This is a genomic window from Paracoccus sp. KKT209, assembly GCF_055635455.1.
The window spans coordinates 1152226-1178915 of record NZ_CM145758.1 but is presented as its reverse complement, the minus strand read 5'-3'; the positions used below and the strand labels follow the sequence as shown (position 1 = coordinate 1178915).

At 68.3% G+C, this 26690-nt stretch carries 28 protein-coding genes and 2 tRNA genes; 10 read left to right on the top strand and 20 right to left on the bottom strand.

The window, feature by feature from the left end; all coding sequences use genetic code 11:
- Positions 1-65: 65 nt before the first annotated feature.
- Positions 66-683, top strand: coding sequence for a nucleoside/nucleotide kinase family protein (locus ACZ2G3_RS05805; RefSeq protein ID WP_470398283.1), 618 nt, complete (start codon positions 66-68; stop codon positions 681-683).
- Here the strand turns inward: ACZ2G3_RS05805 and ACZ2G3_RS05800 are convergent.
- The 5 genes from ACZ2G3_RS05800 to ACZ2G3_RS05780 form a co-directional block, all read right to left on the bottom strand.
- Complete coding sequence (locus tag ACZ2G3_RS05800; protein WP_470398281.1) at positions 680-1480, bottom strand: ABC transporter permease; 801 nt, start codon at positions 1478-1480, stop codon at positions 680-682. The two genes, ACZ2G3_RS05805 and ACZ2G3_RS05800, sit on opposite strands and share 4 nt — an antisense overlap.
- Positions 1477-2358, bottom strand: a complete 882-nt coding sequence (locus tag ACZ2G3_RS05795; protein ID WP_470398280.1) for an ABC transporter permease — start codon at positions 2356-2358, stop codon at positions 1477-1479. Before ACZ2G3_RS05795 ends, ACZ2G3_RS05800 begins: the two co-directional genes overlap by 4 nt.
- Positions 2351-3415 carry an ABC transporter ATP-binding protein gene (locus ACZ2G3_RS05790; RefSeq protein WP_470398278.1) on the bottom strand — a complete coding sequence of 355 codons (1065 nt, stop codon included), beginning with the start codon at positions 3413-3415 and terminating at the stop codon, positions 2351-2353. Before ACZ2G3_RS05790 ends, ACZ2G3_RS05795 begins: the two co-directional genes overlap by 8 nt.
- Before the next feature lie 50 nt (positions 3416-3465).
- A complete protein-coding gene (locus ACZ2G3_RS05785) occupies positions 3466-4584 on the bottom strand; it encodes an extracellular solute-binding protein (protein WP_470398277.1) in 1119 nt (372 codons plus the stop codon).
- 208 nt (positions 4585-4792) lie between these two features.
- A complete protein-coding gene (locus ACZ2G3_RS05780) occupies positions 4793-5671 on the bottom strand; it encodes a hypothetical protein (RefSeq protein WP_470398276.1) in 879 nt (292 codons plus the stop codon).
- A gap of 137 nt (positions 5672-5808) precedes the next feature.
- On the opposite strand from ACZ2G3_RS05780, the gene ACZ2G3_RS05775 reads away from it, so the two are divergent.
- The 5 genes from ACZ2G3_RS05775 (at position 5809) to preA (ending at position 10887) form a co-directional block, all read left to right on the top strand.
- The gene (locus tag ACZ2G3_RS05775) at positions 5809-6147 is read left to right on the top strand and encodes a PepSY domain-containing protein (protein ID WP_470398275.1); all 339 of its coding nucleotides are present in this window, start codon (positions 5809-5811) and stop codon (positions 6145-6147) included.
- A gap of 16 nt (positions 6148-6163) precedes the next feature.
- Entirely contained in the window at positions 6164-6826 is a 663-nt protein-coding gene (locus tag ACZ2G3_RS05770) for a response regulator transcription factor (RefSeq protein ID WP_470398273.1), read from the top strand.
- A complete protein-coding gene (locus ACZ2G3_RS05765; RefSeq protein ID WP_470398271.1) occupies positions 6826-8124 on the top strand; it encodes a sensor histidine kinase in 1299 nt (432 codons plus the stop codon). Before ACZ2G3_RS05770 ends, ACZ2G3_RS05765 begins: the two co-directional genes overlap by 1 nt.
- A gap of 98 nt (positions 8125-8222) precedes the next feature.
- Positions 8223-9578: an NAD(P)-dependent oxidoreductase gene (locus ACZ2G3_RS05760; RefSeq protein WP_470398270.1), complete on the top strand. Its 1356-nt coding sequence runs from the start codon at positions 8223-8225 to the stop codon at positions 9576-9578.
- 10 nt (positions 9579-9588) lie between these two features.
- Positions 9589-10887: an NAD-dependent dihydropyrimidine dehydrogenase subunit PreA gene (gene preA / locus ACZ2G3_RS05755; RefSeq protein ID WP_470398268.1), complete on the top strand. Its 1299-nt coding sequence runs from the start codon at positions 9589-9591 to the stop codon at positions 10885-10887.
- A gap of 126 nt (positions 10888-11013) precedes the next feature.
- Here preA and ACZ2G3_RS05750 read toward each other — a convergent pair whose 3' ends face one another.
- The 3 genes from ACZ2G3_RS05750 to ACZ2G3_RS05740 are packed head-to-tail and all read right to left on the bottom strand — an operon-like array spanning position 11014 to position 14393.
- Positions 11014-12486: a carboxypeptidase M32 gene (locus ACZ2G3_RS05750; protein ID WP_470398266.1), complete on the bottom strand. Its 1473-nt coding sequence runs from the start codon at positions 12484-12486 to the stop codon at positions 11014-11016.
- Complete coding sequence (gene ctaA, locus ACZ2G3_RS05745) at positions 12483-13628, bottom strand: heme A synthase (protein WP_470398264.1); 1146 nt, start codon at positions 13626-13628, stop codon at positions 12483-12485. The genes ACZ2G3_RS05750 and ctaA overlap by 4 nt, the downstream gene beginning before the upstream one ends.
- 36 nt (positions 13629-13664) lie before the next feature.
- The gene (locus ACZ2G3_RS05740) at positions 13665-14393 is read right to left on the bottom strand and encodes an RNA methyltransferase (RefSeq protein ID WP_470398262.1); all 729 of its coding nucleotides are present in this window, start codon (positions 14391-14393) and stop codon (positions 13665-13667) included.
- A 68-nt stretch (positions 14394-14461) separates the two neighbouring features.
- Here ACZ2G3_RS05740 and ACZ2G3_RS05735 point away from each other — a divergent pair, with 68 nt between their 5' ends.
- Complete coding sequence (locus ACZ2G3_RS05735; protein WP_419267338.1) at positions 14462-15064, top strand: thiamine phosphate synthase; 603 nt, start codon at positions 14462-14464, stop codon at positions 15062-15064.
- 7 nt (positions 15065-15071) lie between these two features.
- Here ACZ2G3_RS05735 and purN read toward each other — a convergent pair whose 3' ends face one another.
- Complete coding sequence (purN, locus tag ACZ2G3_RS05730) at positions 15072-15659, bottom strand: phosphoribosylglycinamide formyltransferase (RefSeq protein ID WP_470398260.1); 588 nt, start codon at positions 15657-15659, stop codon at positions 15072-15074.
- Positions 15656-16696: a phosphoribosylformylglycinamidine cyclo-ligase gene (gene purM / locus ACZ2G3_RS05725; protein ID WP_470398258.1), complete on the bottom strand. Its 1041-nt coding sequence runs from the start codon at positions 16694-16696 to the stop codon at positions 15656-15658. Before purM ends, purN begins: the two co-directional genes overlap by 4 nt.
- A gap of 109 nt (positions 16697-16805) precedes the next feature.
- Here purM and ACZ2G3_RS05720 point away from each other — a divergent pair.
- The 3 genes from ACZ2G3_RS05720 (at position 16806) to ACZ2G3_RS05710 (ending at position 18609) form a co-directional block, all read left to right on the top strand.
- Positions 16806-16882 (top strand) — tRNA-Ile (locus ACZ2G3_RS05720).
- 309 nt (positions 16883-17191) lie between these two features.
- Positions 17192-18124: an IS5 family transposase gene (locus tag ACZ2G3_RS05715; RefSeq protein WP_470395316.1), complete on the top strand. Its 933-nt coding sequence runs from the start codon at positions 17192-17194 to the stop codon at positions 18122-18124.
- 59 nt (positions 18125-18183) lie between these two features.
- Positions 18184-18609 carry an IS66 family transposase gene (locus ACZ2G3_RS05710; RefSeq protein WP_470398256.1) on the top strand — a complete coding sequence of 142 codons (426 nt, stop codon included), beginning with the start codon at positions 18184-18186 and terminating at the stop codon, positions 18607-18609.
- A gap of 12 nt (positions 18610-18621) precedes the next feature.
- Here the strand turns inward: ACZ2G3_RS05710 and ACZ2G3_RS05705 are convergent, their stop codons facing one another.
- The 10 genes from ACZ2G3_RS05705 to ACZ2G3_RS05660 all read right to left on the bottom strand — a co-directional run bounded on the left by ACZ2G3_RS05705 (position 18622) and on the right by ACZ2G3_RS05660 (position 26642).
- Entirely contained in the window at positions 18622-19722 is a 1101-nt protein-coding gene (locus ACZ2G3_RS05705) for a DUF6538 domain-containing protein (protein ID WP_470398255.1), read from the bottom strand.
- Between the two features lie 61 nt (positions 19723-19783).
- A tRNA-Phe gene (locus ACZ2G3_RS05700) sits at positions 19784-19859 on the bottom strand.
- Between the two features lie 90 nt (positions 19860-19949).
- Positions 19950-20111: a DNA gyrase inhibitor YacG gene (locus tag ACZ2G3_RS05695; protein WP_470398253.1), complete on the bottom strand. Its 162-nt coding sequence runs from the start codon at positions 20109-20111 to the stop codon at positions 19950-19952.
- Complete coding sequence (locus ACZ2G3_RS05690; protein ID WP_470398252.1) at positions 20111-21166, bottom strand: ribonuclease E/G; 1056 nt, start codon at positions 21164-21166, stop codon at positions 20111-20113. The genes ACZ2G3_RS05695 and ACZ2G3_RS05690 overlap by 1 nt, the downstream gene beginning before the upstream one ends.
- Positions 21163-21765: a Maf family protein gene (locus ACZ2G3_RS05685; RefSeq protein WP_470398250.1), complete on the bottom strand. Its 603-nt coding sequence runs from the start codon at positions 21763-21765 to the stop codon at positions 21163-21165. The genes ACZ2G3_RS05690 and ACZ2G3_RS05685 overlap by 4 nt, the downstream gene beginning before the upstream one ends.
- A gap of 37 nt (positions 21766-21802) precedes the next feature.
- Positions 21803-22021, bottom strand: a complete 219-nt coding sequence (infA, locus tag ACZ2G3_RS05680; protein WP_010397442.1) for a translation initiation factor IF-1 — start codon at positions 22019-22021, stop codon at positions 21803-21805.
- An 87-nt stretch (positions 22022-22108) separates the two neighbouring features.
- The gene (locus ACZ2G3_RS05675) at positions 22109-23251 is read right to left on the bottom strand and encodes a FliM/FliN family flagellar motor switch protein (RefSeq protein ID WP_470398246.1); all 1143 of its coding nucleotides are present in this window, start codon (positions 23249-23251) and stop codon (positions 22109-22111) included.
- Positions 23252-23310: 59 nt separating this feature from the next.
- On the bottom strand, positions 23311-25977 hold the full coding sequence (locus ACZ2G3_RS05670) for an ATP-binding protein (protein WP_470398244.1): 2667 nt from the start codon (positions 25975-25977) through the stop codon (positions 23311-23313).
- Positions 25967-26263 (bottom strand): hypothetical protein, encoded by a 297-nt coding sequence (locus ACZ2G3_RS05665; RefSeq protein ID WP_470398242.1) that lies wholly within the window; start codon positions 26261-26263, stop codon positions 25967-25969. Before ACZ2G3_RS05665 ends, ACZ2G3_RS05670 begins: the two co-directional genes overlap by 11 nt.
- 19 nt (positions 26264-26282) lie before the next feature.
- Positions 26283-26642: a response regulator transcription factor gene (locus tag ACZ2G3_RS05660; protein ID WP_470398240.1), complete on the bottom strand. Its 360-nt coding sequence runs from the start codon at positions 26640-26642 to the stop codon at positions 26283-26285.
- Positions 26643-26690: the final 48 nt, after the last annotated feature.

The window sequence follows — 26690 nt, the reverse complement described above, 5'->3', positions numbered from 1 at the left end:
CCCGCCCTGCCCTTGCCCGCGTGCCGCAACTGGGGGAACATGCGGCACAGCACGGGGGACACAGGATGACACAGGCGATCGATCTGGCCGGATTGCAGCAGCGGCTGGCCCTGCTGACGCAGGGGCCGCAGCGGCACCTGGTGGCGCTGGCCGGCCCGCCGGGTGCGGGGAAAAGCCATCTGTCGGACGCGCTGCTGGCGGCGCTGCCGGGGGCGGCGCTGCTGCCGATGGACGGCTATCACCTGGATGACGGGTTGCTGGCGGCGCGGGGCGAACTGGCACGAAAGGGGGCGCCGCAGACCTTCGACCTGGACGGGTTCGCGGTCATGCTGGACCGGCTGGCCGCCGATGACGGCCGTGAGGTGCTGGTCCCGGTCTTCGATCGCCGCCTGGAGATTTCCCGCGCGGCGGCCCGCGCGATCGCCCCCGAGGCGCGGCTGATCCTGGTCGAGGGGAACTACCTTCTGCTGGACCGCCCCGGCTGGCGCGACCTGTATCGCCGTTTCGCCCTGACCGTCATGCTGGACGTGCCCGAACCGGTGCTGCGCGCGCGTCTGGCCGCGCGGTGGCGCGACCTGCCGGCCGATCAGGCCCGCGCCAAGCTGGAGGGCAACGACCTGCCCAATATGGAACTGGTCCTGTCCGCCAGCCGGCCCGCCGACCTGATGCTGACGAACGTCTAGGGTGCCGCCGATACGGCCTTGCGGCGGCGCGCGACCTCATAGGCGATGGCGCCGATGACGGTCGCGACGATGATGACCAGCGCCAGCGCGTTCACCGCCGGGGTCAGGCCGGTCCTTACCTTGGTGGCGATGAAGACGGTCAGCGGCGTCTCGAACCCGCGCACGAACAGGGTCGTGTTGTAGTTCTCGACCGATTGCAGCACCGCCAAGCCGGCGGAGGCCACCAATGCCGGCCGCAGGAAGGGCAGCGTGACGCGCCGGAACACCATCACGCGCGATGCGCCCAGGCCCAGGGCCGCCTCCTCCTGCGTGCGGTCGAACCGCTGCAGGCGCGCCATGACCATCAGCATCACGTAGCAGATGATGAAGGTCGATTGCGCCAGCACGATCAGGAAGACGCCGCCGCCGATGCCCAGTTGCCGCCACAGGATCAGGGTCGAGATGCCGATCACCACCCCCGGCGTCAGCAGCGGCGACACCATCACCGCATAGGCGAAACTGCGCGCCCGCGCATGCAGGGATGTCAGGACCAGCGCCGCCGCCGTGCCCACCGGCACCACGATCACCACCACGCAGACCGCCACCAGCACCGATGTCCACAGCGACTGCCACATGGCGGCATCGGCCCACATGGCGCGGAACCAGTCGGTCGTCGTGCCCTGCCACGGGATCACGGTCGGAAAGCGGCTTTCGTTGAAGCTGGCGGCGCCCATGATGATCAGCGGCGCGAACAGATAGGCCGCGAAAACAATCAGGTACAGCCAGAACATCGCGTTGAAGATCCGGTCCGCCCTCATTTCGCCACATCCGTCAGGTTGACGCGGAACAGCCGCAGCGTGACCAAGACGACCGCCAGACACAGGACCAGCAGCACCAGCGCATAAGCCGCGCCGCGGTTCCAGTCGCCGCCCTCGAAGAACCAGTTGTAGATGATTTCCGTGAACCATCGGCTGCCGGGCGATCCCAGCAGCGCAGGCGCGACATAGCTGCCCGCCGCCAGCATGAAGGTAAAGACGAAGCCCGTGGCGATGCCTGCCTTGGCGTGGGGGATCACCACCCGGGTATGGATGCGCCAGGGCGAGGCGCCCAGGTCGCGCGCGGCCTCGATCTGGGCTTTTTCCAGCGATTCGATGGCGTTGTAGATCGGCAGCAGCATGAACAGGATATAGGCATAGACCATCGCCGCCAGCACGCCGCCGTCGCCCTGCCAGCGGATGGGCGTGTCGATCAGGCCGATATTCGTCAGGACCGCGTTCAGCGGGCCGCGATAGGCCAGGATGATGAACCACGCCAGCGTACGCAGGACCTCGTTGATGAAAAAGGGGATGATGATCAGCATCATCGCGATGGCCAGCTGTCCGGTCGTCGCGCGCTGCGCCATCCAGAAGGCGATGGGATAGCAGACCAGAAAGGTCACGGCCGCAACCAGCCCGCTGGCCCAGATCGTCTTGAAGAAGATTGCGCGATGGGTCGGCTCTCCTGCCAGATACAGGATATTGGCCAGCGAATAGCTGTCGTCGGGCCCGCCCAAGGCGGCCGGCGGCAGGTTGGGCCGCAGCGCGTAATCGATCATCATCAGGTTCGGGGCCAGCACCATCACCGCCAGCCAGAACATGACAAGGATGAGGAAGATCGTCGAAAGCCCGGGCCCGAAACGGTTTTTCAGATCACCCATCGCCCAGCACCACCGCATGTTCGGGCGCAAAGCCAAAGGCCGCGCGCTGCCCGGGCAGGGGCGCATCCGCCAGCCGGGTCGAGGGCACCGAGGCCGCCAGCGCCGCGCCATCGGCAAAGCGGCCATGGACCAGCGCAAAGGCACCCTCGAAATCGACGCGCTCGATCTCGGCGCTGAGGGCATTTGTGCCATGGCCAGGGATCAGCGCCTCGGGTCGGATATAGATGGTGCCCGCCTGCCCCACCGCCACGCCCCGCCCGGCCCGCCCGGTCAGGGCGCCCAGGTCGGTCTGGATCTGCGCGCGGCCGCCCTCCAGCGCGGTGATGCGGCCGGCCAAGGCATTCGTTTCGCCCACGAAGCGCGCCACGAAGGGGGTGGCGGGGTTGTCATAAAGTTCGCGCGGGCTGGCCACCTGCTGCAGCAGGCCCGACGACATCACGGCCACGCGGTCTGACATGGCCAAGGCCTCGGACTGGTCATGGGTGATATAGATGAAGGTGACGCCCGTGCGCTTCTGCAGGGCGCGCAGTTCGGCGCGCATGTGCTGGCGCAGCTTCAGGTCCAGGGCAGACAGCGGTTCGTCCAGCAGCAGGACGCCCGGTTCCACGGCCAGGGCGCGGGCAATCGCCACGCGCTGACGCTGGCCGCCCGACAGTTCGCCCGGCATGCGGTCGCCATATCCCTCCAGCGCGATCAGGCGCAGCAGGTCGTCGGCCTTGGCGCGCCGTTCCGCACGCCCCACGCCGCGGGCCTCCAGCCCGAAGGCGATATTGTCGCGCACCGACATCAGGGGAAACAGCGCCAGCGACTGAAAGATCATCGCGGTCGGGCGCTGGTTCGGGCCCAGCCCCTTCATGTCCCGCTCGCCGATCAGCACGCGCCCCTCGGTCGGTTCGATGAAGCCCGCGATCATCCGCAGGATCGTGGTCTTGCCGCAGCCGGACGGGCCCAGGATCGAAAAGAACTCTCCAGCCTCGACCCTGAAGCTGACATCGCTGACCGCGCGGGTCGTGCCGAAGGTCATGCCGATCCCGGCCAGTTCCACGGAATGGGACATCGTCTCTCCCTTGTTGGAAGAGGGCAGCGCGGGCCGCCCCCGGTCAGTCGTCAGGCCGACAGGAAGCGGTCCTGATATTCGTTGCGCTTGGTGATGTACCAGCTTTCCTGGATCGGCCACCACCACAGCTTCTCCAGCGCGTCGCCCGGATAGGCGGCGGCGAAAAAGGCCTTGGCTTCGTCCGAGATCAGCTGATCGGACCCTACTGCCGTTGAGTTGATCGAGGTGGCGTTGGTGTACATGGCGCCGGCTTCCGGCGTCAGGAACCAGTTGATGAAGGCATAGGCGCTGTCCAGGTTCTCGGCCCCCGTCGGGATCGACAGGCCCTCCATCCAGGCCAGGGCGCCTTCCTTGGGTGCGATGAAGCCGATCGGCATGCCTTCGCGCTGCAAGGTCGCGGCGGTCGAATCCCAGGTCTGGCCAATATTGGCGCCGTTGACGCGGAAGGCGCCCTGGGCCTCGTTCTCGTTGTTCCAGAACTGGATGATGTTCTCCTTGCGGGCGATCGCCTCGGCCAGGATCACGTCAAAGATCTCGGTCTGCGCCTCCGGGGTCTTGAAGGCGTCCAGCAGCGGGCGCGGCAGCTTGCCCTCGGCCTCCAGCCACAGGCCCAGCCCGATCAGCGCGGAATGCGCCCGCACGGTCGCCTGCGCGCCCTCGTTCCAGATGTCGCCATAGGAGGCGCTGCCGTATTCCAGCGGCATCTGCTCGCGGTCGAAGGCAATCGCCTCGGTGCCCCAGTCGGTTGGCACCTGATAGCGCTTGCCGTCCACGACCGCGCCCAGGTTGACCGAATTCTCCCAGGCACTGGGCAGCACCTTGGCCACGTCGATCCGCGATTCGTCGATGGGCTGCACCAGGCCGAATTCGACATAGTTCGGAACGCGGTCCACGGTCGGCCAGATCAGGTCGAACCCGGCGCCGTTATTGGCACGCAGCTGGTTCAGCAGTTCGTCATTGGTGCCATAGGGGGTAAAGTTCGGGGTGATGCCGGTCGCCTCCTGAAAGGCGCCCAGGATCTCGTCGTTCAGATAGCCGGCCCAGGCAAAGATGTTCACCGTGCCCGCACCCTGCGCCATGGCGCCCCGCGCCAGATAGGGCGAGGCCAGCGCCACGCCTGCCGTGGCCGCAGCCCCGCGAAGCAGCCCGCGTCGGTCGATCCGTGTCATGGAAATGATCCTCCTTGATGATGTCACCAGCCTTCACCCGTTAGCGATGGCGCATGACGGCCAGATGACGTCACACCAGGGCATCGGCTTGCGCGCAGCCTAGACTGCGAAAGCCCGGACTGGAAAGCTTCTTGTTCAGGCTGCGCCGCAACGAAAAAGGCCGCCCCCTGTGGGACGGCCTGTGGAGCACGGCAGGAATGGCGGGGGATCAGCGGGCGCTTTCGCGCACCACCTCGCCGCCGCGGTCCAGTTCCAGCGTGACGGCCTCGCCCTGGGGGTTGGTGGCGTCCAGCAGGACGCGCGGCCCCTGCTGGCGCAGGAGGCCCAGGGCGGTATAGCCCGCCTCGGACAGGCGCTGGTTCGCGGCGGCCGTGTCAAAGGTGATCGCAGCGGCAGGACGATCGCCGCGCGGCATCTGCTGGCCGTGCATGCCCCGCATGCCGTGATCGGCCATGCCCGAGGTCCCGTGGCCCAGCCCGTGCCGCCCCTCGCCATGCGCACCCCGCCCATGATCCCCGCGGCCATGATCCCCGCGCGCATGTTCGCCAGGGGCATGTTCGCCCTGGGGGCCGCCCCTGCCCTGCCCCATGTCGCGCCCCTCTCCCTCGCGGCCAAAGCGCAGCAGCATCCCGGCATTGTCGAACTGGGCGCGCATCCCGGTGCCGGAGGCATCCTGGCCCTTCAGGTCGAACCGTCCGTCGTCCAGCCGGACCCCGTCCAGGCTGTCGAACTGGGCATAGACCTGGCTGGCGCGGATGGCCTGGGGCAGCAGCCCGTCGAGGATACCCGGCGGCAAGGCGCCCTCCTCGGCCATGACGCCCATCAGCGCGCCTTGGGCATCGACGCGCGCCTCGATCCGGGTGCCGTCGGGCAAAATGCCGGTGAACTGGCGGCGGCCGTCGCGCAGGTTCCTTTGGGCCAGCTGCTCCAGGCCAAGCGCCTCGATGGCGGCCGGGACAGCCTGCGCTGCCGGAGCCTGGGCCGCCGGGGCTTCGGCTGCCTCCTGCGCCAGCGCCGGGACCAGGGCGGGTGCGGCGGCCATCAGGGCGATCAGCGCGGTGGAGGCGGCAAATGTCTTCAAGCTCATGGTCTTCTCCTGTTGGTTCTGAACTGCGCGGCCAGTGCCGGCAGCGGACAGGTCGGTTCTAGCGCAAGCTGCCCGAACCAAACGCCAATGCGCTGTTTGGTTTTCATTTGGGCAGGACCGGGCATAGTGGTGGGATGATGCGGCTTGCCCTGATTCCGGTCCTGATGATGCTGGCGCTGCCCCTCACGGCGGCGGGGCAGGACATGCCGCCGCCCGCGCCCTGGGCCGGCAGCTTTCGCCCCATGCCCTTCCACAGGCTCGCGGACCGTGTCACCGACCGCTACCAGGGCCGCGTGGTGGCGGCCGCGGTGCGACCGCCCGCCCCCCGCGAACGCGCGCTTGGCGCCGAACTGGTCTATGAATTCCGCCTGCTGACGCCCACCCGCAACATGCTGAACATCCGCCTGGATGCCCGGGACGGGCGGTTCCTGGAGGTGGCGGGTCGTGGCCAGCTGCAGGCCCGGCGCCGGCCTTGAGCACAGGACATCCCCCATGCGCGCCCTGATTGTCGAGGACGACCCGCTGCTGGCCGACCAGCTGACGCGGGCCATGACATCGGCCGGTTTCGTCACCGACCGCGCCGCCGACGGCCTCCAGGGCGAGTTCCTGGGCGCCACCGAAAGCTATGACGTGGCGATCCTGGACCTGGGCCTGCCCGGCCTGCCGGGGGTGGAGGTGCTGACCCGCTGGCGCGACGGCGGCATCACCATGCCGGTCCTGATCCTGACGGCGCGCGGCGACTGGACCGACAAGGTCGCGGGCTTTCGCGCGGGCGCCGACGATTATGCGGTCAAGCCCTTCCGCCTGGACGAGGTCGTGCTGCGCGCCCAGACCCTGATCCGCCGCGCCGCCGGCCATGCGCGGTCCGTCATCCCGGCGGGCCGGCTGCGGCTGGACAGCCAGCTGGGCGTCATCACCCTGGACGGCGTGGCGCTGAAGCTGACCGCCTTCGAGGCGCGGATCCTGACCTACCTGATCCACCACCAGAACCGCATCGTCAGCCGGACCGAACTGTCCGAGCATCTCTATCAGGCCGAAACCGACCGCGACTTCAAGTCGATCGAGGTGGTGATCGGCCGCCTGCGCCGCAAGATCGGCGGAGGCATGATCGAGACCCGGCGCGGCGAGGGATACGTGCTGCGGACGCAGGGCTGATGCGCTCGATCCGGGGACGGCTTCTGATCCTGGCGGCGGTCTGGCTGTCGGTGGCGCTGCTGGGGGCGTTCCTGGTCATCGCGCATCTGCTGAAGGATTTCGTGACCGACCGTTTCGACGCGGAAACCGCGGCCATCGCCGACAGCCTGATCGGCCAGCTGGCAGTGGACCGGGAGGGCCGCGTGGGGCTAGAGGATGCGCCCTTGGACGCGCGCTTCGGCCTGCCCTTTTCGGGCTGGTACTGGCAGGTGGCGGCCGACGATGCACCGGTCGCGCGGTCCATGTCGCTGCTGGACGGGCGGCTGCAGGGGCCATCGGGCGACCTTACCGGGGCGCCCGGCCGGGATGCCGACGGCGCCCCGCTGCGCATCCTGCGCCGCGAGCTGACCATCCCCGACACCGATGCCCGCGTCGTCGTCACCGTGACCGCGCCGATGGCGCAGATCCGCGACAGCCTGCACCAGATCATCCGGCCACTGGCCGTCGCGCTGGCGGTTCTGGGGCTGGGGCTGGCGGCGGCCAGCGTGATCCAGGTCGCGGCGGGGCTGCGCAGCCTCGACCGGCTGCGCGCCGACCTGTCCCGTGTCCGCGCCGGACAGTCCGAGCGGCTGGCGCGGCCCGACGTCTCCGAGCTGCGGCCCCTGGCGGACGAGATCAACGCCGCCCTGGACCAGAACGCCAGCCTGCTGGCGCGATCGCGGCAGCACCTGGGCAACCTGGCCCATTCGCTGAAGACCCCGCTGGCCGCGCTGGCCAACGAATTGCCTGCGGATCACCCGGGGCAGGCGCTGATCACGCGCATGGACCGGCTGATCGGCTGGCACCTGCGCCGTGCGCGCCATGCGGGACCCGGCGCCCTGGGCACCCGGACCCCGGTCGCCCCGGTCATCGACGACATCCTGCTGGTGCTGCGCTGGCCCCTGGCGGACCGGGGCATGCAAGCCGATGTCGATTGTCCTGAGGATGCGGTCTTTGCCGGGGAACGCCAGGACCTGGAGGAGATGATCGGCAACCTGGCCGAGAACGCCGTCAAATGGGGCCGATCCCGCCTGCGCATCCGCGTCCGGCCCCTGCCCGGGCGCGTGATCCTGCGGATCGAGGATAACGGGCCGGGCCTGGCCGATGCCGACGCGCCGCTGGCCCTGGTCCGGGGCGCCCGCCTGGACGAGAGCGGCCCCCCGGGGGCGGGGCTGGGTCTTGCCATCGTGGCGGATCTGGCGGCGCTGCATGGGGGGGAACTGCGGCTGGAGCGGTCGGATCTGGGCGGGCTGGCCGCGGTTCTGGACCTGCCTGCCTGAAATTTCCGCAATGCGGGCGCGGCGATATTTTACCATTTGATAAAAAATCGGACCTGTGTCAGCCTGATTCCATCCAACAGGTGAGCCAGGAGACGAAAATGTCCCAAGCAAGACTGTCGCCCGGCGTCGTGCCGGGGCGGCTGACGCCCGCTGAGCTGGCGGCGAACTTTGTCGATGTCGCGCCCCCCCTGGACCGGCACGAGGCGCGGGTCGCGGCGGACCGCTGCTATTTCTGCCACGATGCGCCCTGCATCACGGCCTGCCCCACGTCGATCGACATCCCGCTGTTCATCCGCCAGATCGCGACCGGCACCCCGGACGCGGCGGCGATGACGATCTTTCACGCCAATATCCTGGGCGGCATGTGCGCCCGCGTCTGCCCGACCGAACAGCTGTGCGAGGGCGCCTGCGTCCGCGAGGCAGCCGAGGGCAAGCCGGTCGAGATCGGCGCCCTTCAACGCTATGCCACTGACGGCCTGATGGCGCAGGGCACGCATCCCTTCAAGCGCGCCGCCCCCACCGGCCGGCGCGTCGCGGTCGTGGGCGCGGGCCCTGCGGGTCTGGCCTGCGCGCATCGTCTGGCCGCCAACGGCCATGACGTCGTGATCTTCGAGGCCCGGCCCAAGCCGGGCGGGCTGAACGAATACGGCATCGCCAGCTACAAGGCCGTGGACGGCTTTGCCCAGGCCGAGGTTGACTGGCTGATCGGCATCGGCGGGATCGAGCTGCGCCACGACCAGGCGATCGGCCGCGACATCACGCTGCAGGGGCTGCAGGCCGACTATGACGCGGTCTTCCTGGGCATGGGCCTGGGCGGCGTGAACGCCTTGCGCGCCGAGGGAGAGGACCGGCAGAACGTGCTGGACGCGGTCAGCTTCATCCGCGACCTGCGCCAGGCCCATGACCTGACCGCCCTGCCCGTCGGCCGCGACGTGGTGGTGATCGGCGGCGGCATGACGGCTGTGGACGCCGCCGTGCAGGCCCGCCTGCTGGGCGCGGAAAATGTCAGCATCGTCTATCGCCGCGGTCAGGACCGCATGGGCGCCAGCCGCCACGAACAGGATCATGCGACGGCCAGCGGCGTGCGCATCATCTGCAACGCCGCGCCCGTCGCGGTCCATGGCAACGGCGCCGTCACCGAGGTCGAGTTCGCCTATACCCGCGCCGAGCCTGACGGGCTGGTGCTGACCGAGGACCGCTTTCGCCTGAAGGCCGACCAGGTCTTCCGCGCCATCGGCCAGCGCCTGGACGGTGCGCCGGACGGGCTGGAACTGGCGGGCGGCAAGATCCTGGTCACCGGGCCGGGCCGCACCACGCTGGACGGGGTCTGGGCCGGGGGCGACTGTGCGGCGGGCGGGGACGACCTGACCGTGACCGCCGTGGCCGAAGGCCGCGACGCGGCAGAAGACATCGACGCCCGGCTGACCGGACGTCCCGTCGAAATCCCCGGCTGAGGGCCCGATCATGGCAGACCTGCGCAGCAATTTCATCGGGATCAAGTCCCCGAACCCCTTCTGGCTGGCCTCGGCGCCGCCGACCGACAAGGAATACAACGTCCGCCGCGCCTTTCAGGCCGGCTGGGGCGGCGTGGTGTGGAAGACGCTTGGGTCCGAGGGCCCGCCCGTCGTGAACGTCAACGGCCCGCGCTATGGCGTGATCCACGGTGCCGACCGCCGCGTTCTGGGCATCAACAACATCGAGCTGATCACCGACCGCCCGTTGGAGGTGAACCTGCGCGAGATCAAGTCGGTCAAGCGCGACTATCCGGACCGCGCGCTGATCATCAGCCTGATGGTGCCCTGCGACGAGGACAGTTGGAAGGATATCCTGCACCGCATCGAGGACACCGGCGCCGACGGGGTCGAACTGAACTTTGGCTGCCCCCACGGCATGGCCGAGCGCGGCATGGGCAGCGCCGTGGGCCAGGTGCCGGAATACATCGAGATGGTCACGCGGTGGGTCAAGAAACACAGCCGCATGCCCTGCATCGTGAAGCTGACGCCCAACATCACCGACGTGACCAAGCCCGCCGAGGCCGCGAAACGCGGGGGTGCAGACGCGGTCAGCCTGATCAACACGATCAACTCGATCACCTCGGTCGACCTGGACCTCTTCGCGCCCCAGCCCACCATCGACGGCAAGGGCAGCCATGGCGGCTATTGCGGGCCGGCGGTGAAACCCATCGCCCTGAACATGGTGTCCGAGATCGCGCGCAATCCGGTGACGGCGGGCATCCCCATCAGCGGCATCGGCGGCGTGACCACCTGGCGCGACGCGGCCGAATTCATGGCGCTTGGCGCCGGCAATGTGCAGGTCTGCACGGCGGCGATGACCTATGGCTTCAAGGTCGTGCAGGAGATGATCACCGGGCTGCACGATTATCTGGACAGCCACGAGATGACCCTGCCCGAACTGATCGGGCGGGCTGTGCCCAATGTCACCGACTGGCAGCAGCTGAACCTGAACTATGTCACCAAGGCGGTGATCGACCAGGACGCCTGCATCAGCTGCGGCCGCTGCTATGCCGCCTGCGAGGATACCAGCCACCAGGCGATCGCGATGAAGCCCGGCCGCGTCTTCGAGGTGATCGAGGAGGAATGCGTCGCCTGCAACCTTTGCGTCGATGTCTGCCCGGTCGAGAACTGCATCACCATGCGCGAGCTGGAGATCGGCGAGATCGACAAGCGCACGGGGATCCCGCGGGGCGGCTACGCCAACTGGACCAGCCACCAGAACAACCCGATGGCCCGCGCCGCCGAGTGACCCGCATCCCGCGGCAGCCGGGGGGGGCCTGCGCCCCCCCGAACCCCCCGCAGGGTATTTCGCAAAGAAGAAGCCCCAGGTGCACGCCCCGGGGCTTCTTCGTTGTTCAAATACCCGATCGGGCGGTCAGAGGCCGTAGATGCGGCCGAATTTCTGCTCCAGGTAATCCAGCAGAGGTTCCGGGCTGATGTCGCGGCCGGAGGCGGTTTCGACAAGATCGGCGGGCGGCATCAGGCCGCCGTGGCGCTGGAGGTTCTCGCGCAGCCATTCGGTGCCGGGCGTGCCATCGCCCTGGGCCAGGGCAGCGTCCAGATCGGGCACCGCCGCGCGCAGGGCCTGGTTCAGGCAGCCCGCATAGACATTGCCAAGCGCATAGGTCGGGAAATAGCCGAACAGGCCCACCGACCAGTGCACGTCCTGCAGTACGCCATTTGCCGGACGATCCACCGCCACGCCGAAATCCTTCAGGAAGCGCGCGTTCCAGGCCTCGACCAGGTCGCGGCTGTCCAGGCGGCCAGAGATCAGGTCACGCTCCAGATCAAAGCGCAGCATGATGTGCAGGTTGTACTGAACCTCGTCGGCCTCGGTGCGGATATAGCCCGGCGTGACGCGGTTCACCGTCGCATAGAAGGCCTCGGCATCGGTGATGTTCAGCCCGTCGAAGGCGTCCGACATGCGGGTGAACAGCCAGCCGGTGAAGGCGCGGCCGCGCCCCATCTGGTTTTCATAGATGCGGCTCTGGCTTTCGTGGACGCCCATCGACACGCCCCGGCCCAGGGGCGTGAAGGCATAGTCGGGATCAATGCCCTGTTCATAGCTGGAATGCCCGACCTCGTGGATCGTCGAATAAAGGCAGTTGAAGGGGTCCGTCTCGACCACGCGCGTGGTGATGCGGCTGTCCTGCCAGCGGCCGGAACTGAAGGGATGCACTGCCAGGTCCATGCGACCGCGCGTCCAGTCATAGCCGAAGGCCGTCGCACAGGCGCGCGCCAGCCGCAGCTGCGTTTCCTGCGGGAAGTGCCCGCCAAGGGCCTGGGGCTGCCGGTCGGCCCCCAGCACGTCCTCGCGCAACGTCACCAGACGCGGGCGCATCGCGTCGAACAGCGCGGCGACCTGGGCCCCGGTCATGCCAGGTTCGTAATCGTCCAGCAGCGCGTCGTACAGGTCGCCGCCATCGGCCAGGCAGGCGGCCTCCTCGCGCTTGAGCATCAGGACCTGGTCCAGCGTCGGCAGGAAATCCTCGGGCGCGTCCTTGGCGCGCGCCTCGGCCCAGATGCCCTGCGCCAGCGAGGTCAGGCGCGCCAGTTCCGACGCAAGGCGCGCCGGGACGCGGCTGGTGCGGGCAAAGTCGCGGGCGATCAGCTGGATCGCCCGGCGGTCGGCCAGGCTCTGCGGATCGGCCGCCTCCAGCCATTCGCCGATGCGCGGATCGGTGCGGCGTTCGTGCAGCACCTCCTCCATGGCGCCCATTTCCTCGGCGCGCTGGTCGGCGGCGCCGCGCGGCATGACGGTTTCCTGGTCCCAGCCAAGCCGCTCGGCGACCGAGGACAGCGCCTCGGTCTGGCGCTGGAAGGCCAGCAGGTCGGTCAGTGCGCTCATCTTGCGACTCCGCGGATGGAGGTTTCAATCGGGTAGCGTGCGTGATGGCGCGCGCGCAGGATCAACGTGAACAGCGCCACCGCGCCCAGCTGGTGGGCCAGCGCCAGTTCCAGGGGCGAGGCGTGGATCACGTTCAGGATGCCCAGTCCGATCTGTGCCGCCACCGCCACGATCATCACGCTGAACGCCCCGCGCGTCACCGGATGCGGCGAGCGGCGCGCGCGCAGCCAGACGACGACGGCAAAGATCGCCAGCAGGTATCCCGTCATGCGGTGGATGAACTGGACCAGGGCCGGGTTCTCGAAGAAGTTGCGCCAGCCGAGCGTGCCGTCCCAGATGGCCGCGGGGATCCATTCCCCCCCCATCGTGGGCCAGCCCGTATAGGTGCGGCCCGCGTCGATGCCCGCGACCAGCGCGCCCAGCAGGATCTGCAGGAAGGTCAGGTGCAAGAGACCCGTGGACATGGAGAACAGCTTGGCCTCGCCCGCGCGGCGGGCGCGCAGCAGCTGTGCCTCGGTCCGCGACAGTTGCAGCACGAACCAGGCGATCAGGCCCAGGATGACGAAGGCGATGCCCAGATGCGTGGCCAGCCGGTAGGAGGCGACGCGGGTCATCCCCTCGACCAGGCCCGAGCTGACCATCCACCAGCCGATCGCCCCCTGCAGCCCGCCAAGCGCCCCAAGCGCCAGCAGGCGCGGCGTCCAGCCGGTGGGAATGCGCCGGGTCACCAGGAAGAACAGGAAGCCCAGGCCCCAGACCAGGCCGATCAGGCGGCCCAGCAGGCGGTGGCCCCATTCCCAGAAATAGATGTACTGGAACTCGGCCAGTGACATGCCCCGGTTGACCTCCTGGTATTGCGGGATCTGGCGATAGGCGTCGAATTCGCGCTGCCAGTCGGCGGCGTTCAGGGGCGGAATGGTGCCGGTGACGGGCGCCCATTCGGTGATCGACAGGCCCGATCCGGTCAGCCGCGTCGCACCACCCACGGCGATCATCGCCAGCACCATCGCGAACAGCACCATCAGCCACAGCTTGATGGCGCGGCGGGCGCCCTTGGGGCGGGCGTCGATCATGCCGGTGGTCTGGACGGGGCGGCTGACGGAGGGGTCCGAGACTTCCTGGAAGACAGGTCGCTTGGCCATCGCGGGGGCTCCTTTCGGGCGGAGGTTAGGGACCGCCTATCGGCGGGTCAACTGGCGCAGCATGCCGTGAAGGATGCGCACATCGCCGCGCGTCAGCGCCAGGCGCGCCCACATGTTGCGCAGGTTCAGCCGCATCGGCGCGGCCTTGGTCTCGGGAAAGAAGAAGCCGGCCTCGGTCAGCTTTTCGTCATAATGGTCGCCAAGCCGCTCGATCTCGATGCGGTCGGCCAGTTCCTCGGCCTCGCTGCGGCGGGCATGGGGGGCGGGCTCGGGCGGCAGGATCTCGCGCCCGTATTCATAGCCCATCAGCAGCACGGCCTGGGCCAGGTTCAGCGACGGGAATTCGGGGTTCACCGGCACCGTGACAATGGCATTGGCGCGCGCGATGTCATCGTTTTCCAGCCCTGTCCGTTCGGGGCCGAAGATGATGGCGCTGCGTCCCGGATGGGCGCGGGCCTGCGCCATGGCGGTGGCGGGGGTGAAGACGGGCTTGGTCAGCTCGCGCCCGCGCGCGGTGGTGGCATAGGCGTAATCCACGCCCTCCATCGCGGCGGCCAGGGTCGGATAGACGCGGGCCGTGTCCAGCACCCGCCCCGCCGCACCCGAGGCCATGGCCACGGCCTTGGGGTTGGGCCAGCCGTCGCGCGGATCGACCAGCCGCATCTCGGTCAGGCCGAAATTCAGCATGGCGCGCGCGGCGGCGCCGATGTTTTCGCCCATTTGCGGGCGGACCAGGATGATCACGGGTTGGCGTTCGATTTGCATGGCCCGGGATCTAGTCCGTCTGGCGGCGGCGGGCAAGCTGCGCTATCTGCGACAAAAGGAGATGCGCGATGACCGATGCACCGCAACTGTATCTGATGACGCCCGCCGGGGCCCAGGCCTCGGCCCTGGGGCCGATGCTGGCCGAGGTGATGGACCGCTTTGCTCCGGCCTGCCTGCGGATCCGCGGCGGCGCCGAAGAGGACGAGCTGGGCCGCCTGGCCGACCTGGCCCGAGAGATCGCCCATGCGCGGGACGTGGCGGTGGTGATCGACGACCACATCAAGCTGGCGCAGCGGCACGGGCTGGACGGTGTGCACCTGACGGACGGCGCGCGCAGCGTGCGCTATGCCCGCAAGGAACTGGGCGAGGACGCGATCGTGGGCGCCTTTTGCGGCAGTTCGCGCCACGAGGGGATGTCGGCCGGCGAAAGCGGGGCCGATTACGTGGCCTTTGGTCCGGTCAGCGAATCCGCCCTTTATCGCGGCGAGCCTGCGCCGCTGGACCTGTTCCAGTGGTGGTCCGAGACGATCGAGGTTCCGGTCGTGGCCGAAGGCGCGATCACCCGCGACCTGATCGCCCAGCTGTCGCCCATCGCGGATTTCATCGCCCTGGGGCCCGAGATCTGGACGCAGGACGATCCGCTGGACGCCCTGTCGCGGCTGTGGCTCTGACCCTGCGCTAGAGCAGGACGGGCGTCCGGTCGCCGGCCGCAAAGCGCCGCAGCACCGCCGGATAAAGCCGGTGTTCCTGCACCAGGACGCGCGCGGCCAGCGTATCGGGCGTGTCGCTTGGCAGGACCGGCACCCGCGCCTGGCCCAGCATCGGCCCCGCATCCAGTTCCGGCGTGACCAGGTGGACCGTGGCGCCCGCCTCGGCATCGCCGGCCTCGATCGCGCGGGCATAGGTGTGCAGCCCCGGATATTTCGGCAGCAGCGAAGGGTGGATGTTCAGCATCCGCCCGTCAAAGCGCGCGACAAAGCCGGGCGTCAGGATGCGCATGAAGCCCGCCAGGCACAGGATGTCGGGTTCGGCCTCCAGCAGCGGCGCCAGAAGCGCGGCCTCGAAACCGGCCCTGTCGCGCGGAAAATCGCGGTGGTCGACCGCCGCCGTCGGCACCCCCAGTGCCGCCGCCCGCGCCAGGCCCGCCGCCCCGGGATCGCTCGAGGCGACCAGCACGGCGCGGGCCGGATGATCGCCCGTCATGTCCTCGACCAGCCGCAGCATGTTCGAGCCGCCGCCGGAGATCAGGATCGCGACGCGTGTCACGCAAGCGTGCCGGAATAGCGGATGCCTGTGCCGGCCGTGACCGTGCCAAGACGGTGCACCCTCTCGCCCTGCCCGGCCAGCAGATCGGTCAGCGCATCGGCGCGGTCGGCCGCCACGACCAGGATCATGCCGATGCCGCTGTTGAAGGTCTTGAGCATCTCGGCCTGTTCAATGCCCCCGGCCTCGGCCAACCAGCGGAAGACCGGCGGCAGCTGCCACGAGGTCAGGTCGATGTCGGCGCCCAGATCGGCGGGCAGCACCCGCGGCAGGTTCTCGGTCAGCCCGCCGCCGGTGATATGGGCCAGCGCATGAACGCCGCCCGCCCGGATCGCGGCCAGCGCGGGCTTGACGTAAAGCCGCGTGGGCGTCAGCAACGCCTCGCCCAGGGTGCCGTCGGCAAAGGGGGCCGTATCGGTCCAGGTCAGGCCGGCATGTTCGGCCACCTTGCGGACCAGCGAATAGCCGTTCGAATGCACGCCGTCCGAGGCCAGGCCCAGCAGCACGTCGCCCTGCGCCACGCCCGCGGGCAGCGCCGCGCCCCGGTTCATCGCGCCCACGGCAAAGCCTGCCAGGTCAAAGTCGCCGTCGTGATACATGCCCGGCATCTCGGCCGTCTCGCCGCCGATCAGCGCACAGCCCGCTGCCTGGCAGCCGCGCGCGATGCCCTGGACCACGCGGGCGCCCTCGTCGACCGACAGCTTGCCGGTGGCGAAATAATCAAGGAAGAACAGCGGCTCGGCGCCTTGGCACACCAGGTCGTTCACGCACATCGCCACCAGGTCCTGGCCCAGCCCGTCCAGGTGGCCGGTGTCGATGCCGATGCGCAGCTTGGTCCCCACGCCGTCGGTGGCCGCGACCAGGATCGGGTCGTCATAGCCCGCGGCCTTCAGGTCGAACAGCGCGCCAAAGCCGCCAAGCGCATCCATCACCCCCGGCCGCGCGGTCGCCGCTGCGGCAGGTTTGATACGCTCGACCAGTGCGTTTCCGGCGTCGATGTCGACCCCTGCGTCGCGATAGCTGATCCCGTTCTTCGTCATGGCGGCCCCCGGCTGATGTCGGCCCTCCGATAGCGGAAGCCTGCATCCGGGGCAACGCCCAAGCGCTTGACCCGGGCGCATCCTGGCATTACCCAGAAGCTCGCTGCGGGGGCCTGTAGCTCAACTGGTCAGAGCAGGGCGCTCATAACGCCTTGGTTGCGGGTTCAAGTCCTGCCGGGCCTACCACCTTCCCTGCCAGCGCGACATGGATCGCGCGCATCACAACGCTTCAGGAACATCACTGCCGGCCGCCGCGCGCGGCGCCCTGCTGTCTCGAACAGCGCAAGACATGCTCGTCTGTCGGCACTGGTGCATAGAGGGAGGAAGATGGTGCCCGGAGACGGTGTCCTTGACCTTGATGGTCTGGTTAGGCTCCCGTTGCAGGCACCGTGGCAGCTATTTACCCCAGCAAAACTATGGCTACTGATCGCGACCTTGTTGCACATCTCAGTGAGGGGGATTCACTGAGCGCGTCCTGAGGGTTAGGTCGAGGGCATGCCGAAGCCTTCCCCGATCCGCTACTGCACGACGAACTGGTCAGACTACAATGCGGCGCTGCGCAAGCGCGGCTCGCTGTCGGTCTGGTTCGATCCCGAGACGGTCTGGCACGCCGACAAGACCGGCAAGCGCGGGCGACCCGAGACCTTCTCGGACGCTGCCATCCAGACCTGCTTGACCCTGAAAGTGCTTTTTGGGCTTCCGCTCCGGCAGACGGTCGGGCTGGTTGAAAGCCTGATCCAGATGGCGGGGCTTGATTGGCCGGTTCCGGACTATTCGACGCTGTGCCGCCGGCAGGCGCGGATCGCGGTGCAGGTCCCGTATCGCGCGTCCGGGCAGCCCCTGAACCTGTTGATCGACAGCACCGGTATCAAGTTCCGCGGGGACGGCGAGTGGCAGACCCGCAAACATGGCCCGTCACGCCGGAGGCAATGGAGAAAGGTCCACCTCGCCATGGACGCGGGCACCGGGGATGTGCGCGCGGTCGAGTTGACCTCGAGCCGCCAAGGCGACAGCCCGCTGCTGCCGGAGCTTCTGGCGCAGATCCCGCCGGAAGAGACGATCGGCACGGTCACCGCAGATGGTGCTTACGATACACGACGATGCCATGGCGCGATCATCGACCGAGGCGCGGATGCCGTCATACCGATCCGGCGCAATGGCCGCGCCTGGAAAGAAGACTGTCCCGCTGCTGCCGCGCGAAATGAGATCCTGCGGGCAACCAGGCGCTTGGGCCGGGCGCTCTGGAAGAAGTGGACCGGCTATCACGCCCGAAGTCGGGTCGAAGCTTTGATGAACTGCCTGAAGCTCTTCGGCGAGAGGATCATGTCACGAGACCCCGCCCGCCAGACCGCCGAAATCCAGATCCGCATCGCCATCATGAACCGCTTCTCGGCCCTTGGCAGGGCCGAGATCGAAGCAGTCCGCTGAAGAATGGCGGGAAAGGGGGCAGTCATGCTCGGGGCTGATTTGCGCAACATCGCCAGACCGTGCGCGGCCACGCCCCCGCCGACCGCCTCATCGCCAGACGCGAGCATGCAGCCCCGATCATCGCCGCGCTCAAGCCCTGGCTGGAAACCCAGCTGTCACGCATCCCACAAAAGTCCCTGCTGGCCGAGGATATGCGCTATGCCCTCGCGCACTGGACCGGTCTGACCCGCTTCCTCGAAAATGGGACCCTCGAGCTCGACACCAACCCGGTCGAGAACCAGATCCGTCCGATCGCGCTGACCCGCAAGAACGCACTCTTTGCGGGAAACGAGATCGGCGCCGAGAACTGGGCCATGCTCGCCTCGCTCGTCGCTACCTGCAAGCTGTCAGGCGTGAACCCCGTGGACTACCTCGCCGACACACTCCAGGCCATCCTCGACGGGCACCCCAAATCCCACATCGAAGACCTCATGCCGTGGCGCTAACCACAGCAGCCGTCAAGCATCCCCGCATAGGGCCTCGACGTCGCGCTTACATTCCACAGCCCGCAACCGGTCCCGCATCGAGTGTCGGAAGCCATGCATCGTGGCGCACTGGTGAACATGCGGCTTCAACCACTTGTTGAGCCCCGCACTAGCTGCATTTGCGTTCGTCTGACCCGTCTTGTTGTAGCGAGGAAATGCAAAACCTGATGTACGACCGCTTTGCAGTAGTCGCTGTGCCGCCCAGACAGAGGATCCGACAAGAGGGATAGTCCGAGCGCTGCTTGTGGTTTTCAGTCTACGCCACTGATGCGGCTTTACGTGGACGTAGTAGCCATTGTCGTCGTGGCCGAAGTCTTCAAGAAGCAGACCTGCCGCCTCGGCCAAGCGCATGCCGGTATCAGCGATTAAGGCCACCAGCCAGCGCATTTCGTCATCAGTCTGATAGCAGATGGTCTGAATCCTCCGGATGCTGTCCACAGGAATCGGCAGGCGATCAACAACCCCTGCAGTCCGATCATAGTAGACACCACCGAACGGATTGGTCAGCGTCAGGCCTTCCTCGCTGGCTGCAAAGTTGGTCACAGCCCTAACCGTACCGAAGATGCGGGTAATACTGCTTCCGGCCATTCCTCGTGCCACCAAGGCATCCCGAAATGCGTTTGCATCTTTTCGTGTGTATTCGCCCAACGCCTTGTCGCCGCAAACATCGATAACATAGCCGCAAGATCGCTCAGCGGCGCTCCGAAAGGTCTGTGGCTTTCCAGATCCCTTGAGGCGAATGTATGTTGCCACACATTCGGACAGCTTCGGCTCATCGCTGGTGACGGAAGCCTTATCTGGCGGTGATGAGGGTGCCGGTTTGCTGATGTTCAACCGCAGCATATGCTTGCCCGGTAGCCCGGCATCCTGCGCCCGAAGATGAAACCAGTATTCATCAAGCTGGCTGGCTGCACGAATTGCCCGTGCGGCAGCAACTGCCATTGATTTAGTTCGTAACGAGTAGGCGATTTTCTGGGAAGTGTAGTGCTTCTGCAGTTCCACCGGGATCCGCCGCACGAAGTAGAAGACCCCGTCTTTTGTGAATGTGTGGGGTGCAGATTTGTATGCCGCCATGTTCTACGCCCTGGCCAAGATTGAACTTAGCTGAGGCTTTTCAATAGCATGCAGGATGTAATGGTGCCCGGAGACGGATTTGAACCGCCGACACGCGGATTTTCAATCCGCTGCTCTACCAACTGAGCTATCCGGGCGCCGGATGCGCCGTTTCCGGCGCTGGTGAGGGGTGTTTAAGGGGCAGTTCGGGCGCTGTCCAGAGCCAATCTGAAGATTTTATGTCCCGGTCAGTCGAGCGGGTTTTCGTCCGAAGGAACCTCTTCCAGGGGCGGGCCGGGGATCACGTAATCGCCCCGCAACCACTTGGCCAGATCGACATCCGCGCAACGCTTCGAGCAGAAGGGGCGATAGCTGGGCACGCTGTTCTTGCCGCAGATCGGGCAGGCCATCAGGCCTGTCCCGCTGCGGCGGCCAGCCGTGCCAGGGGCACGCGGTCGCGTTTCCGGTTCAGCTCAAAAAGGCCCATCGTCGTCCAGCCGACCAAGGTCGTCTCCGTTCCCGCCTGCCGGAAGGCGCCCTGCAGCACCTGGTCCAGCGTCGCACGGTCGCGCTTGGGCATCGGGGCAAAGTCGACAACGATCTGCCCGCCCAGGCCGCGCAGGGCCAGCTGCCGCGGCAGTTCGCGAGCCAGGGCGATGTTCGCCTTCAGCCCGGCCGCCGGAGAGGTGTCGTTGCCGGTGTTGACATCCACCGCGACCAGCGCACGGGTGGTCTCGATCGTGGCATCGCCCGCACCCGGCAGGGGGATCCGCTGTGACAGAAGCGCCTCGACCGCGTCCAGGACGCCGCAGCGCTCAAAGCTGTCCTCGCCCTCCTCGACCGCGTCGGGGGCCGGATCGGCCCAGTCCATCCAGGCCTGCTCCCACGGCGTTGGTGCATCCAGAAGCAGTTCGGGGGCGCCCGAGGTCTCGGTGCAGATGCGATCGGTCAAGTCCAGGAGCTCGGTCAGTTCCTCGGCGATCTCGTCATCGTCGGCGGTTTCGGCCGCGCTGCGCAGGATCAGGCCATGCGGCCGATCGCCCAGCAGGTCGCGGCCCAGGGTTTCTAGATCCTCGCACCGGTCCTCGTCGCGGATGCGGCGGGACACGTTCACCCCCGGCGCGCCGGGGGTGACCAGCGCATGGCGGCCGCGGAACAACAGCCGCGTGACCACGGGCAGGGCCTTGCCCTCTTCGGCGACGCCCGCGATCTGGACCAGCAGCGGCTTGCCCTCGGAGACGCCCTTGCGGTCGCGCAGATAGCCGGTCTGGCCGTCGGGCAGGCGCAGGAAGATGCCGCCCTGCCCCTTCATCAGGCGGTCGGCGGCCGCGCGGCAGATCGCGCCGGGCGCCAGGGGGGTCACGGCGGAGGTGCCGACCAGCAGGTCGATCAGCTGTCCGTCCTCCATCAGGGCGGCGGCCTCCTGGCCAAACAGATGGCCCAGAACGACCTGACGACCCTTCATGGGGATACTCCTGCGGAAACGGGGTGAATGCCGATGGCGGCCAGCATGGCGGCGGTTTCGGAAAGCGGAAGGCCCACGACGGCCGAGAACGATCCCTCGATCCAGGGGATGAAGGCGGCGGCGGCACCCTGAATGGCATAGGCGCCGGCCTTGCCCTGCCAGTCGCCCGCGTCCAGGTATCGTTGCAGCGAAGGCTCGTCGATGGCGCGCATGCGGACCTTGGTCTCGACAAGGCGCAGGGCCGTGCGCGATCCGTGGCGCAGGGCCATCGCCGTCAGGACGACGTGACGCCGGCCGGACATCAGGCGCATGAAGGCGGCGGCCTCGTCCCGATCCGCGGGCTTGCCCAGGATGCGACGGCCCACGGCCACCGTCGTGTCGGCGGTCAGCGCGGCCTCGTCGTGGGCCAGATGCAGCGCTGCGGCCTTTTCAGCCGCCATGCGCCGCACATAGTCGCGCGGGGTTTCCCCCCGCCGCGGCGTCTCATCGATGTCTGCGGGGCGCAGGGCGTCGGGCTTGATCCCGATCTGGGCCAGCAATTCCAGCCTGCGCGGGCTGGCCGATCCCAGGATCAGCCGTGGCGGTATGGTCTTGGTCATGACGCGGCCTTCCGTATCCACAGTCGCGTCCGACATCTCACTTGAAGCGGTAATTGATCCGCCCCTTGGTCAGGTCATAGGTGTTCATTTCCACCTGAACCTTGTCGCCGGCCAGAACGCGGATGCGGTTCTTGCGCATCTTTCCTGCCATATGTGCGATGATCTCATGGCCGTTTTCTAGCTCGACCCGGAATGTCGCATTGGGCAGGAGTTCCTTCACGACGCCGGGGAATTCGAGCATTTCTTCCTTGGCCATGGTCACTCCATCATAATCATCCCGCAAGATTCGGGACCGCTGTTAGATGCGACCAGAGCGCGCGGATTTCAAGGAAAAAGCGCCATTTCAGTCGGGACGCCCCGCAACCGCTCCCCCCGGACCCACGACCACGGCACCCCCGGCAGCAACGGAGGCGCGAAAGGGATCGGGCTGCGACAGGTCGCCCGGCGGGGGCGCCGCGCCCAGAAGGGGCTCGGCGTCACCCTGCATCTGGGGACGGTCCTGCCCCGCCGGCAGCGCGGGGTCGCGCAGGCGGATGGCATGGCGTCCCTCGGCCTCGCCGAACTTGCCATGCGCCAGAACCTGGCCTGCGGCGGTTTCCACCGTGGCTTGGGCCATGCAGCTGCGCGGCAGGTGCAGCAGCCGCCCCTGGGTCAGGGCGCGCAGTTCGGCCAGCGATATCTGCCGGCGGCAGAGGACGGCCGTCACCTCGACGGGCGCATCGCTCATCGCGGACTGCAGCGTGGGCCGGGGCTTGTCCGCGGCGGGTGCCGGCGCCCCCTGTGCGACAGGTGCCGGGGCCGGCAGCGCCTGTTCTGTCCGCGCGCGCGGCAGGGCGGATTGCGGCAGGGCCAGAAGGATGCGGCCCTCGCGGCTGTCAGGGATGCCCATCCGCAGTTGAAAGCTGAGGCTGCGGAAGGGCCTGTCCTCCAGCATCAGGGCCAGGGGGCGGGCGTCCTCCAGATGGGTCAGATAGCGATAGCCGGCAATGGCGTCAAAGCCTTCGACCCCCTCCATCTCGATCGGCAGTTCGGTCAACAGGCCGTTGATGAAATCGGCGCAGAGCATCGCATCGCTGCGGGTCGGCCGGCGCCGTTCGACCGGGCGCGTGGTGACGCGGCCCAAGGCCTGGATTTCGATCAGCGCAGCGACGGTCTGCGGGCACAGCGCGATGGCGCCCAGGTGATCGCCCGGCCCCTGCAGCACGGCCACCAGCGGCAGGTCGGGCAGCAGTTCCGGAAGCTCTGCCAGGGTCAGTGCGCCGGGCTGGACCGCGATCGGCTGCACCGACAGACCATAAAGCTGATCCGCCGCCCGGCCCAGGGCCGTTCCGGCCGCGCGCGCGGGGGTGGGGGCCGGCGGCTGCGGCAGTTGCGGCGCGCCCCCCTGCCCCAGCCTGGCCTGGGCCCGCGCCTCCAGCATGCGGCGCAGCACAGCCTTGTCGGGAAGCGGCCGCATGGCGCCGTCACTGGGGTCTGCTTGCGTCATCTTGCGTCCGAATCAGGCTGTTCCTTTCGCACCATGGCCCGGAGGTGGTTGAGAAAGGGTTAAGCCTGCCGGGCCTCCTCGGCCCCCGCAGGCGGACGCGCCGGCAGGACAATGCGGAACGCCGCACCCCCCTGCCCCGGCAGATAGCTGATCTCGCCGCCCAGGTTCAGCATGATCTCGCGACAGATGGCCAGTCCCAGGCCCGCGCCTCCGGCCCGCGCGGGGTCGTTCAGCCGGGCGAATTTCTCAAAGATCAGGGACTGTCGGCCACTGTCGATGCCGCTGCCATTGTCGACGATGTCGATGACGGCACCGCCGCCCTCGGGGCGGCGCACGCGGATGATCAGGACCGGGTGCACCGCGTCGCAATACTTGCGGGCATTGCTGATCACGTTGATCAAGACCTGCAGCAGCCGGTCCACGTCGGTGATCACCGCCAGATGTTCCGAAGGCAGGTCGCGGTCGATCAGGAACCCCCGTTCCGGCCGCGTGGCCGAGGCGGCCGACAGCGCGCGGCTGATCAGGTCGTGCAGGTTGGCGACGCCCACCGTCAGCTGCGCCCGGCGGCTTTCCAGCACCGACAGGTCCAGCAGGTCGTCCAGCAGGCGGGTCAGGCGGCCGGCTTCGTCATGGATGATTCCGGCGAATCGGGTGCGCTCAGCCTCGGTCAGCGAGGGGTCCTTGAGGATCTCGGAAAAGGCCCGGACCGAGGTCATCGGCGTGCGCAGCTCATGGCTGATCTGGCCCAGGAAGGCGTCCTTCTGCACCGAAAGCGCGGTCAGCTTGTCATTGGCCTCGCGCAGCTGTCCGGCGGTGCGGACCAGTTCGGCCCGCGCGGCCTCCAGACGCTGCGTCTCCTCCTTGGCACGCTGCGCCTCATCGGCGACCTGCAAGAGGTCCGAGACCGTCAGGGCCACGCCCCCCGCCACGCGGTCGATCATCGCATGAGCCGTGGCCGAGCCGATGGAGCCCGCCAGCCGCCGCTCCAGCCGGGTCAGGAAGCGCGGCGTCAGGTCGGGCAGATAGCCGGACTTGCCCTGCGCCCGCGCCTCGGCTTGGAAATAGCGCAGCGCCGCATCCGCGCCCCAGACCCGGCGCGCCATGGCCAGCAGCGGCTCGGCCCGGTCATTGCCGCGCATCATCCGGCTGTGGCGGATGGGCTCGACCGCCGACACGAAGGACAGGCCCTGCAGCCGTTCGACCGGGTCGGGAAAGCCGAAGATCGACACGCCGATGAACGCCAGCGTGTTCAGGATCAGCGCCAGCATCACGGCCGCGGTCCAGGGGTCCATGCCCGCGGGCACCGGAAGCGAGCCGCCGATCCCGACCGAGGGCAAAAACAGCAGCGCCATCCACAGCGCAAATCCCGTACCGATCCCGGCATAGGCGCCCTTGCGGTTGGCGCCGCGCCACAAGAGGCCGCCCACCATCGCGGGCAGCACCTGCGCCATGCCGGTGAAGGCCACCAGCCCCATCGCCGCCAGCGCCGCCGTTCCCCCCGAGGCCTCGTGATAGACCCAGCCCGCCGCCATGACCGCCAGGATCGCCAGCCGCCGCGCGTTCAGCACAAAGCCGCGCAGATCGTCGGTCTCATCCCCCGCGGGGATGCGGCGCAGGGCCAGCCAGACGGGGACCAGCCAGTGGTTCGACACCATCGTGGCCACAGCGATTGCGCAGACGACCACCATCGAAGTCGCGGCCGAGAACCCGCCCAGAAAGACCAGCAGCGCCAGCAGGTCCTGCCCCGCCGCCGCCGGCAGGGTCAGCACGTAGAGGTCGGGATTGGCGCTGGCGGGCAGCATCTCGCGCCCCATCACCGCGATGGGCAGCACGAAGAGCGACATCGCGAACAGGTAGGCCGGAAAGGCCCAGCCCGCGACATGCAGGCGCTCCTCGTCGGCGGCCTCGACCACCATCACCTGGAACATGCGCGGCAGGGTCAGGATGGCCGCGGCCGAGACCAGGATCAGCGCAGTCCAGCGGTCGGGCTGCAGCATCCAGCCCTGCGCGACCTGCGGGTCAGTGCTGGCGCGGGCGATGCGGTCCAGCATGTCCAGGGGCCCGTCCGCCAGGCCCCAGACCACGAAGACGCCAAGCGCGACAAAGGCCAGCAGCTTGACCACCGCCTCCAGTGCGATGGCGGTGACGACGCCGTGGTGGCGTTCATCCGCCGCCAGGTTGCGCGTGCCAAAGAGGATCGTGAACAGCGCCAGCCCCGCCGCGACCCAGAGGCCGGTGCCGCCAAAGGCGCTGCCGTCCAGCGCGGCGCCGTTCGGGGCGTCGGTGGCGAAGACCTCGAAGGACAGGCGCACGGATTGCAGCTGCAGCGCGATATAGGGCGTCGAGGCGATGACCGCGATCAGCGTCACCAGCCCCGCCAGGGGGTTCGACTTGCCGAAGCGCGCCGAGATCAGGTCGGCGACCGAGGTGACATGATGCATTCGCGCCACCCGGACCAACCGCCGCAACCCCCACCAGGCGCCGGTGAAGACGATGGTCGGGCCAAGGTAGATCGTCAGGAATTCCAGCCCCGAGCGCGAGGCATAGCCGACCGCCCCGTAAAAGGTCCAGGCCGAGCAATACACCGACAGGGACAGGGTATAGACCAGCGGATGGTCCAGCCAGCGCACATGCCCGCGCGCGGCGGCGCGGTCGGCCGCATAGGCCACCCCGAACATCAGGACGACATAGGCCAGGCAGGTCGCAACCAGGGATTCAAAGGGCATGGGGATCGTCGCGCCCCTGCGCCGCGTCGGGATCGGCCTCGCTGGCGCGGACCGTGGCGGCCTCGGCCCGCAGCAGCGCGCGGTGCAGCGCCCAGACCGCGATTACCAGACCCCCCCAGAGGCTGAAGATCCAGACCGCCCCGGCCGCGAAGCTGACGCTGGAGGGCACCCACCAGACCGGCACCAGGATCAGCAGCATGGCCAGGATCGGCAGGACCCGCGCCGCGTCGCCCAAGCGGCGGCGGTGGAACGAGGCCCGCTCCAGGAACAGCGGTCGGCCGGGCATCAGGCGTCCCCGGGCCTGGTCATGCCAGCATCCGGCGCACCATCGCGCGCAGATCCTCGTTGTCGAAGGGCTTGGTCAGGACAGCGTCCGCCTGCGCCCCGGCCTCGGCCGCCTGCCCGCGCGCGGTCAGCATCAGGACCGGCGTCGCGGCAAGGTCCGCGTCGCCCGCCGCCCGCAGGTCGCACAGGATCTCGGTCCCCGAGCGGTTGGGCAGCATCAGGTCCAGGATAACCAGCCGCGGCCGCTGCTGGCGGATCGCCTCGATCCCGCCGGCGCCGTCCGCATGCAGGTCGACCCGCCACCCCTCGCGCGACAGGATGAAGCGCACCGCCTCGGCGATGTTGGGCTCATCCTCGATCATCAGGATGTCCAGTTGCATCAGGCTGCGCCCCTCCCCGCCTCGGCCCGCGGATAATGGGCCGGATCA

What these genes read in the sequence shown, in the direction of transcription:
- ACZ2G3_RS05805 (WP_470398283.1), top strand. Translation starts at nt 66, where the DNA reads ATGACACAGGCGATCGATCTGGCCGGATTGCAGCAGCGGCTGGCCCTG.
- ACZ2G3_RS05800 (WP_470398281.1), bottom strand. Translation starts at nt 1,480, where the DNA reads ATGAGGGCGGACCGGATCTTCAACGCGATGTTCTGGCTGTACCTGATT.
- ACZ2G3_RS05795 (WP_470398280.1), bottom strand. Translation starts at nt 2,358, where the DNA reads ATGGGTGATCTGAAAAACCGTTTCGGGCCCGGGCTTTCGACGATCTTC.
- ACZ2G3_RS05790 (WP_470398278.1), bottom strand. Translation starts at nt 3,415, where the DNA reads ATGTCCCATTCCGTGGAACTGGCCGGGATCGGCATGACCTTCGGCACG.
- ACZ2G3_RS05785 (WP_470398277.1), bottom strand. Translation starts at nt 4,584, where the DNA reads ATGACACGGATCGACCGACGCGGGCTGCTTCGCGGGGCTGCGGCCACG.
- ACZ2G3_RS05780 (WP_470398276.1), bottom strand. Translation starts at nt 5,671, where the DNA reads ATGAGCTTGAAGACATTTGCCGCCTCCACCGCGCTGATCGCCCTGATG.
- ACZ2G3_RS05775 (WP_470398275.1), top strand. Translation starts at nt 5,809, where the DNA reads ATGCGGCTTGCCCTGATTCCGGTCCTGATGATGCTGGCGCTGCCCCTC.
- ACZ2G3_RS05770 (WP_470398273.1), top strand. Translation starts at nt 6,164, where the DNA reads ATGCGCGCCCTGATTGTCGAGGACGACCCGCTGCTGGCCGACCAGCTG.
- ACZ2G3_RS05765 (WP_470398271.1), top strand. Translation starts at nt 6,826, where the DNA reads ATGCGCTCGATCCGGGGACGGCTTCTGATCCTGGCGGCGGTCTGGCTG.
- ACZ2G3_RS05760 (WP_470398270.1), top strand. Translation starts at nt 8,223, where the DNA reads ATGTCCCAAGCAAGACTGTCGCCCGGCGTCGTGCCGGGGCGGCTGACG.
- preA (WP_470398268.1), top strand. Translation starts at nt 9,589, where the DNA reads ATGGCAGACCTGCGCAGCAATTTCATCGGGATCAAGTCCCCGAACCCC.
- ACZ2G3_RS05750 (WP_470398266.1), bottom strand. Translation starts at nt 12,486, where the DNA reads ATGAGCGCACTGACCGACCTGCTGGCCTTCCAGCGCCAGACCGAGGCG.
- ctaA (WP_470398264.1), bottom strand. Translation starts at nt 13,628, where the DNA reads ATGGCCAAGCGACCTGTCTTCCAGGAAGTCTCGGACCCCTCCGTCAGC.
- ACZ2G3_RS05740 (WP_470398262.1), bottom strand. Translation starts at nt 14,393, where the DNA reads ATGCAAATCGAACGCCAACCCGTGATCATCCTGGTCCGCCCGCAAATG.
- ACZ2G3_RS05735 (WP_419267338.1), top strand. Translation starts at nt 14,462, where the DNA reads ATGACCGATGCACCGCAACTGTATCTGATGACGCCCGCCGGGGCCCAG.
- purM (WP_470398258.1), bottom strand. Translation starts at nt 16,696, where the DNA reads ATGACGAAGAACGGGATCAGCTATCGCGACGCAGGGGTCGACATCGAC.
- ACZ2G3_RS05715 (WP_470395316.1), top strand. Translation starts at nt 17,192, where the DNA reads ATGCCGAAGCCTTCCCCGATCCGCTACTGCACGACGAACTGGTCAGAC.
- ACZ2G3_RS05705 (WP_470398255.1), bottom strand. Translation starts at nt 19,722, where the DNA reads ATGGCGGCATACAAATCTGCACCCCACACATTCACAAAAGACGGGGTC.
- ACZ2G3_RS05695 (WP_470398253.1), bottom strand. Translation starts at nt 20,111, where the DNA reads ATGGCCTGCCCGATCTGCGGCAAGAACAGCGTGCCCAGCTATCGCCCC.
- ACZ2G3_RS05690 (WP_470398252.1), bottom strand. Translation starts at nt 21,166, where the DNA reads ATGAAGGGTCGTCAGGTCGTTCTGGGCCATCTGTTTGGCCAGGAGGCC.
- ACZ2G3_RS05685 (WP_470398250.1), bottom strand. Translation starts at nt 21,765, where the DNA reads ATGACCAAGACCATACCGCCACGGCTGATCCTGGGATCGGCCAGCCCG.
- infA (WP_010397442.1), bottom strand. Translation starts at nt 22,021, where the DNA reads ATGGCCAAGGAAGAAATGCTCGAATTCCCCGGCGTCGTGAAGGAACTC.
- ACZ2G3_RS05675 (WP_470398246.1), bottom strand. Translation starts at nt 23,251, where the DNA reads ATGACGCAAGCAGACCCCAGTGACGGCGCCATGCGGCCGCTTCCCGAC.
- ACZ2G3_RS05670 (WP_470398244.1), bottom strand. Translation starts at nt 25,977, where the DNA reads ATGCCCTTTGAATCCCTGGTTGCGACCTGCCTGGCCTATGTCGTCCTG.
- ACZ2G3_RS05665 (WP_470398242.1), bottom strand. Translation starts at nt 26,263, where the DNA reads ATGCCCGGCCGACCGCTGTTCCTGGAGCGGGCCTCGTTCCACCGCCGC.
- ACZ2G3_RS05660 (WP_470398240.1), bottom strand. Translation starts at nt 26,642, where the DNA reads ATGCAACTGGACATCCTGATGATCGAGGATGAGCCCAACATCGCCGAG.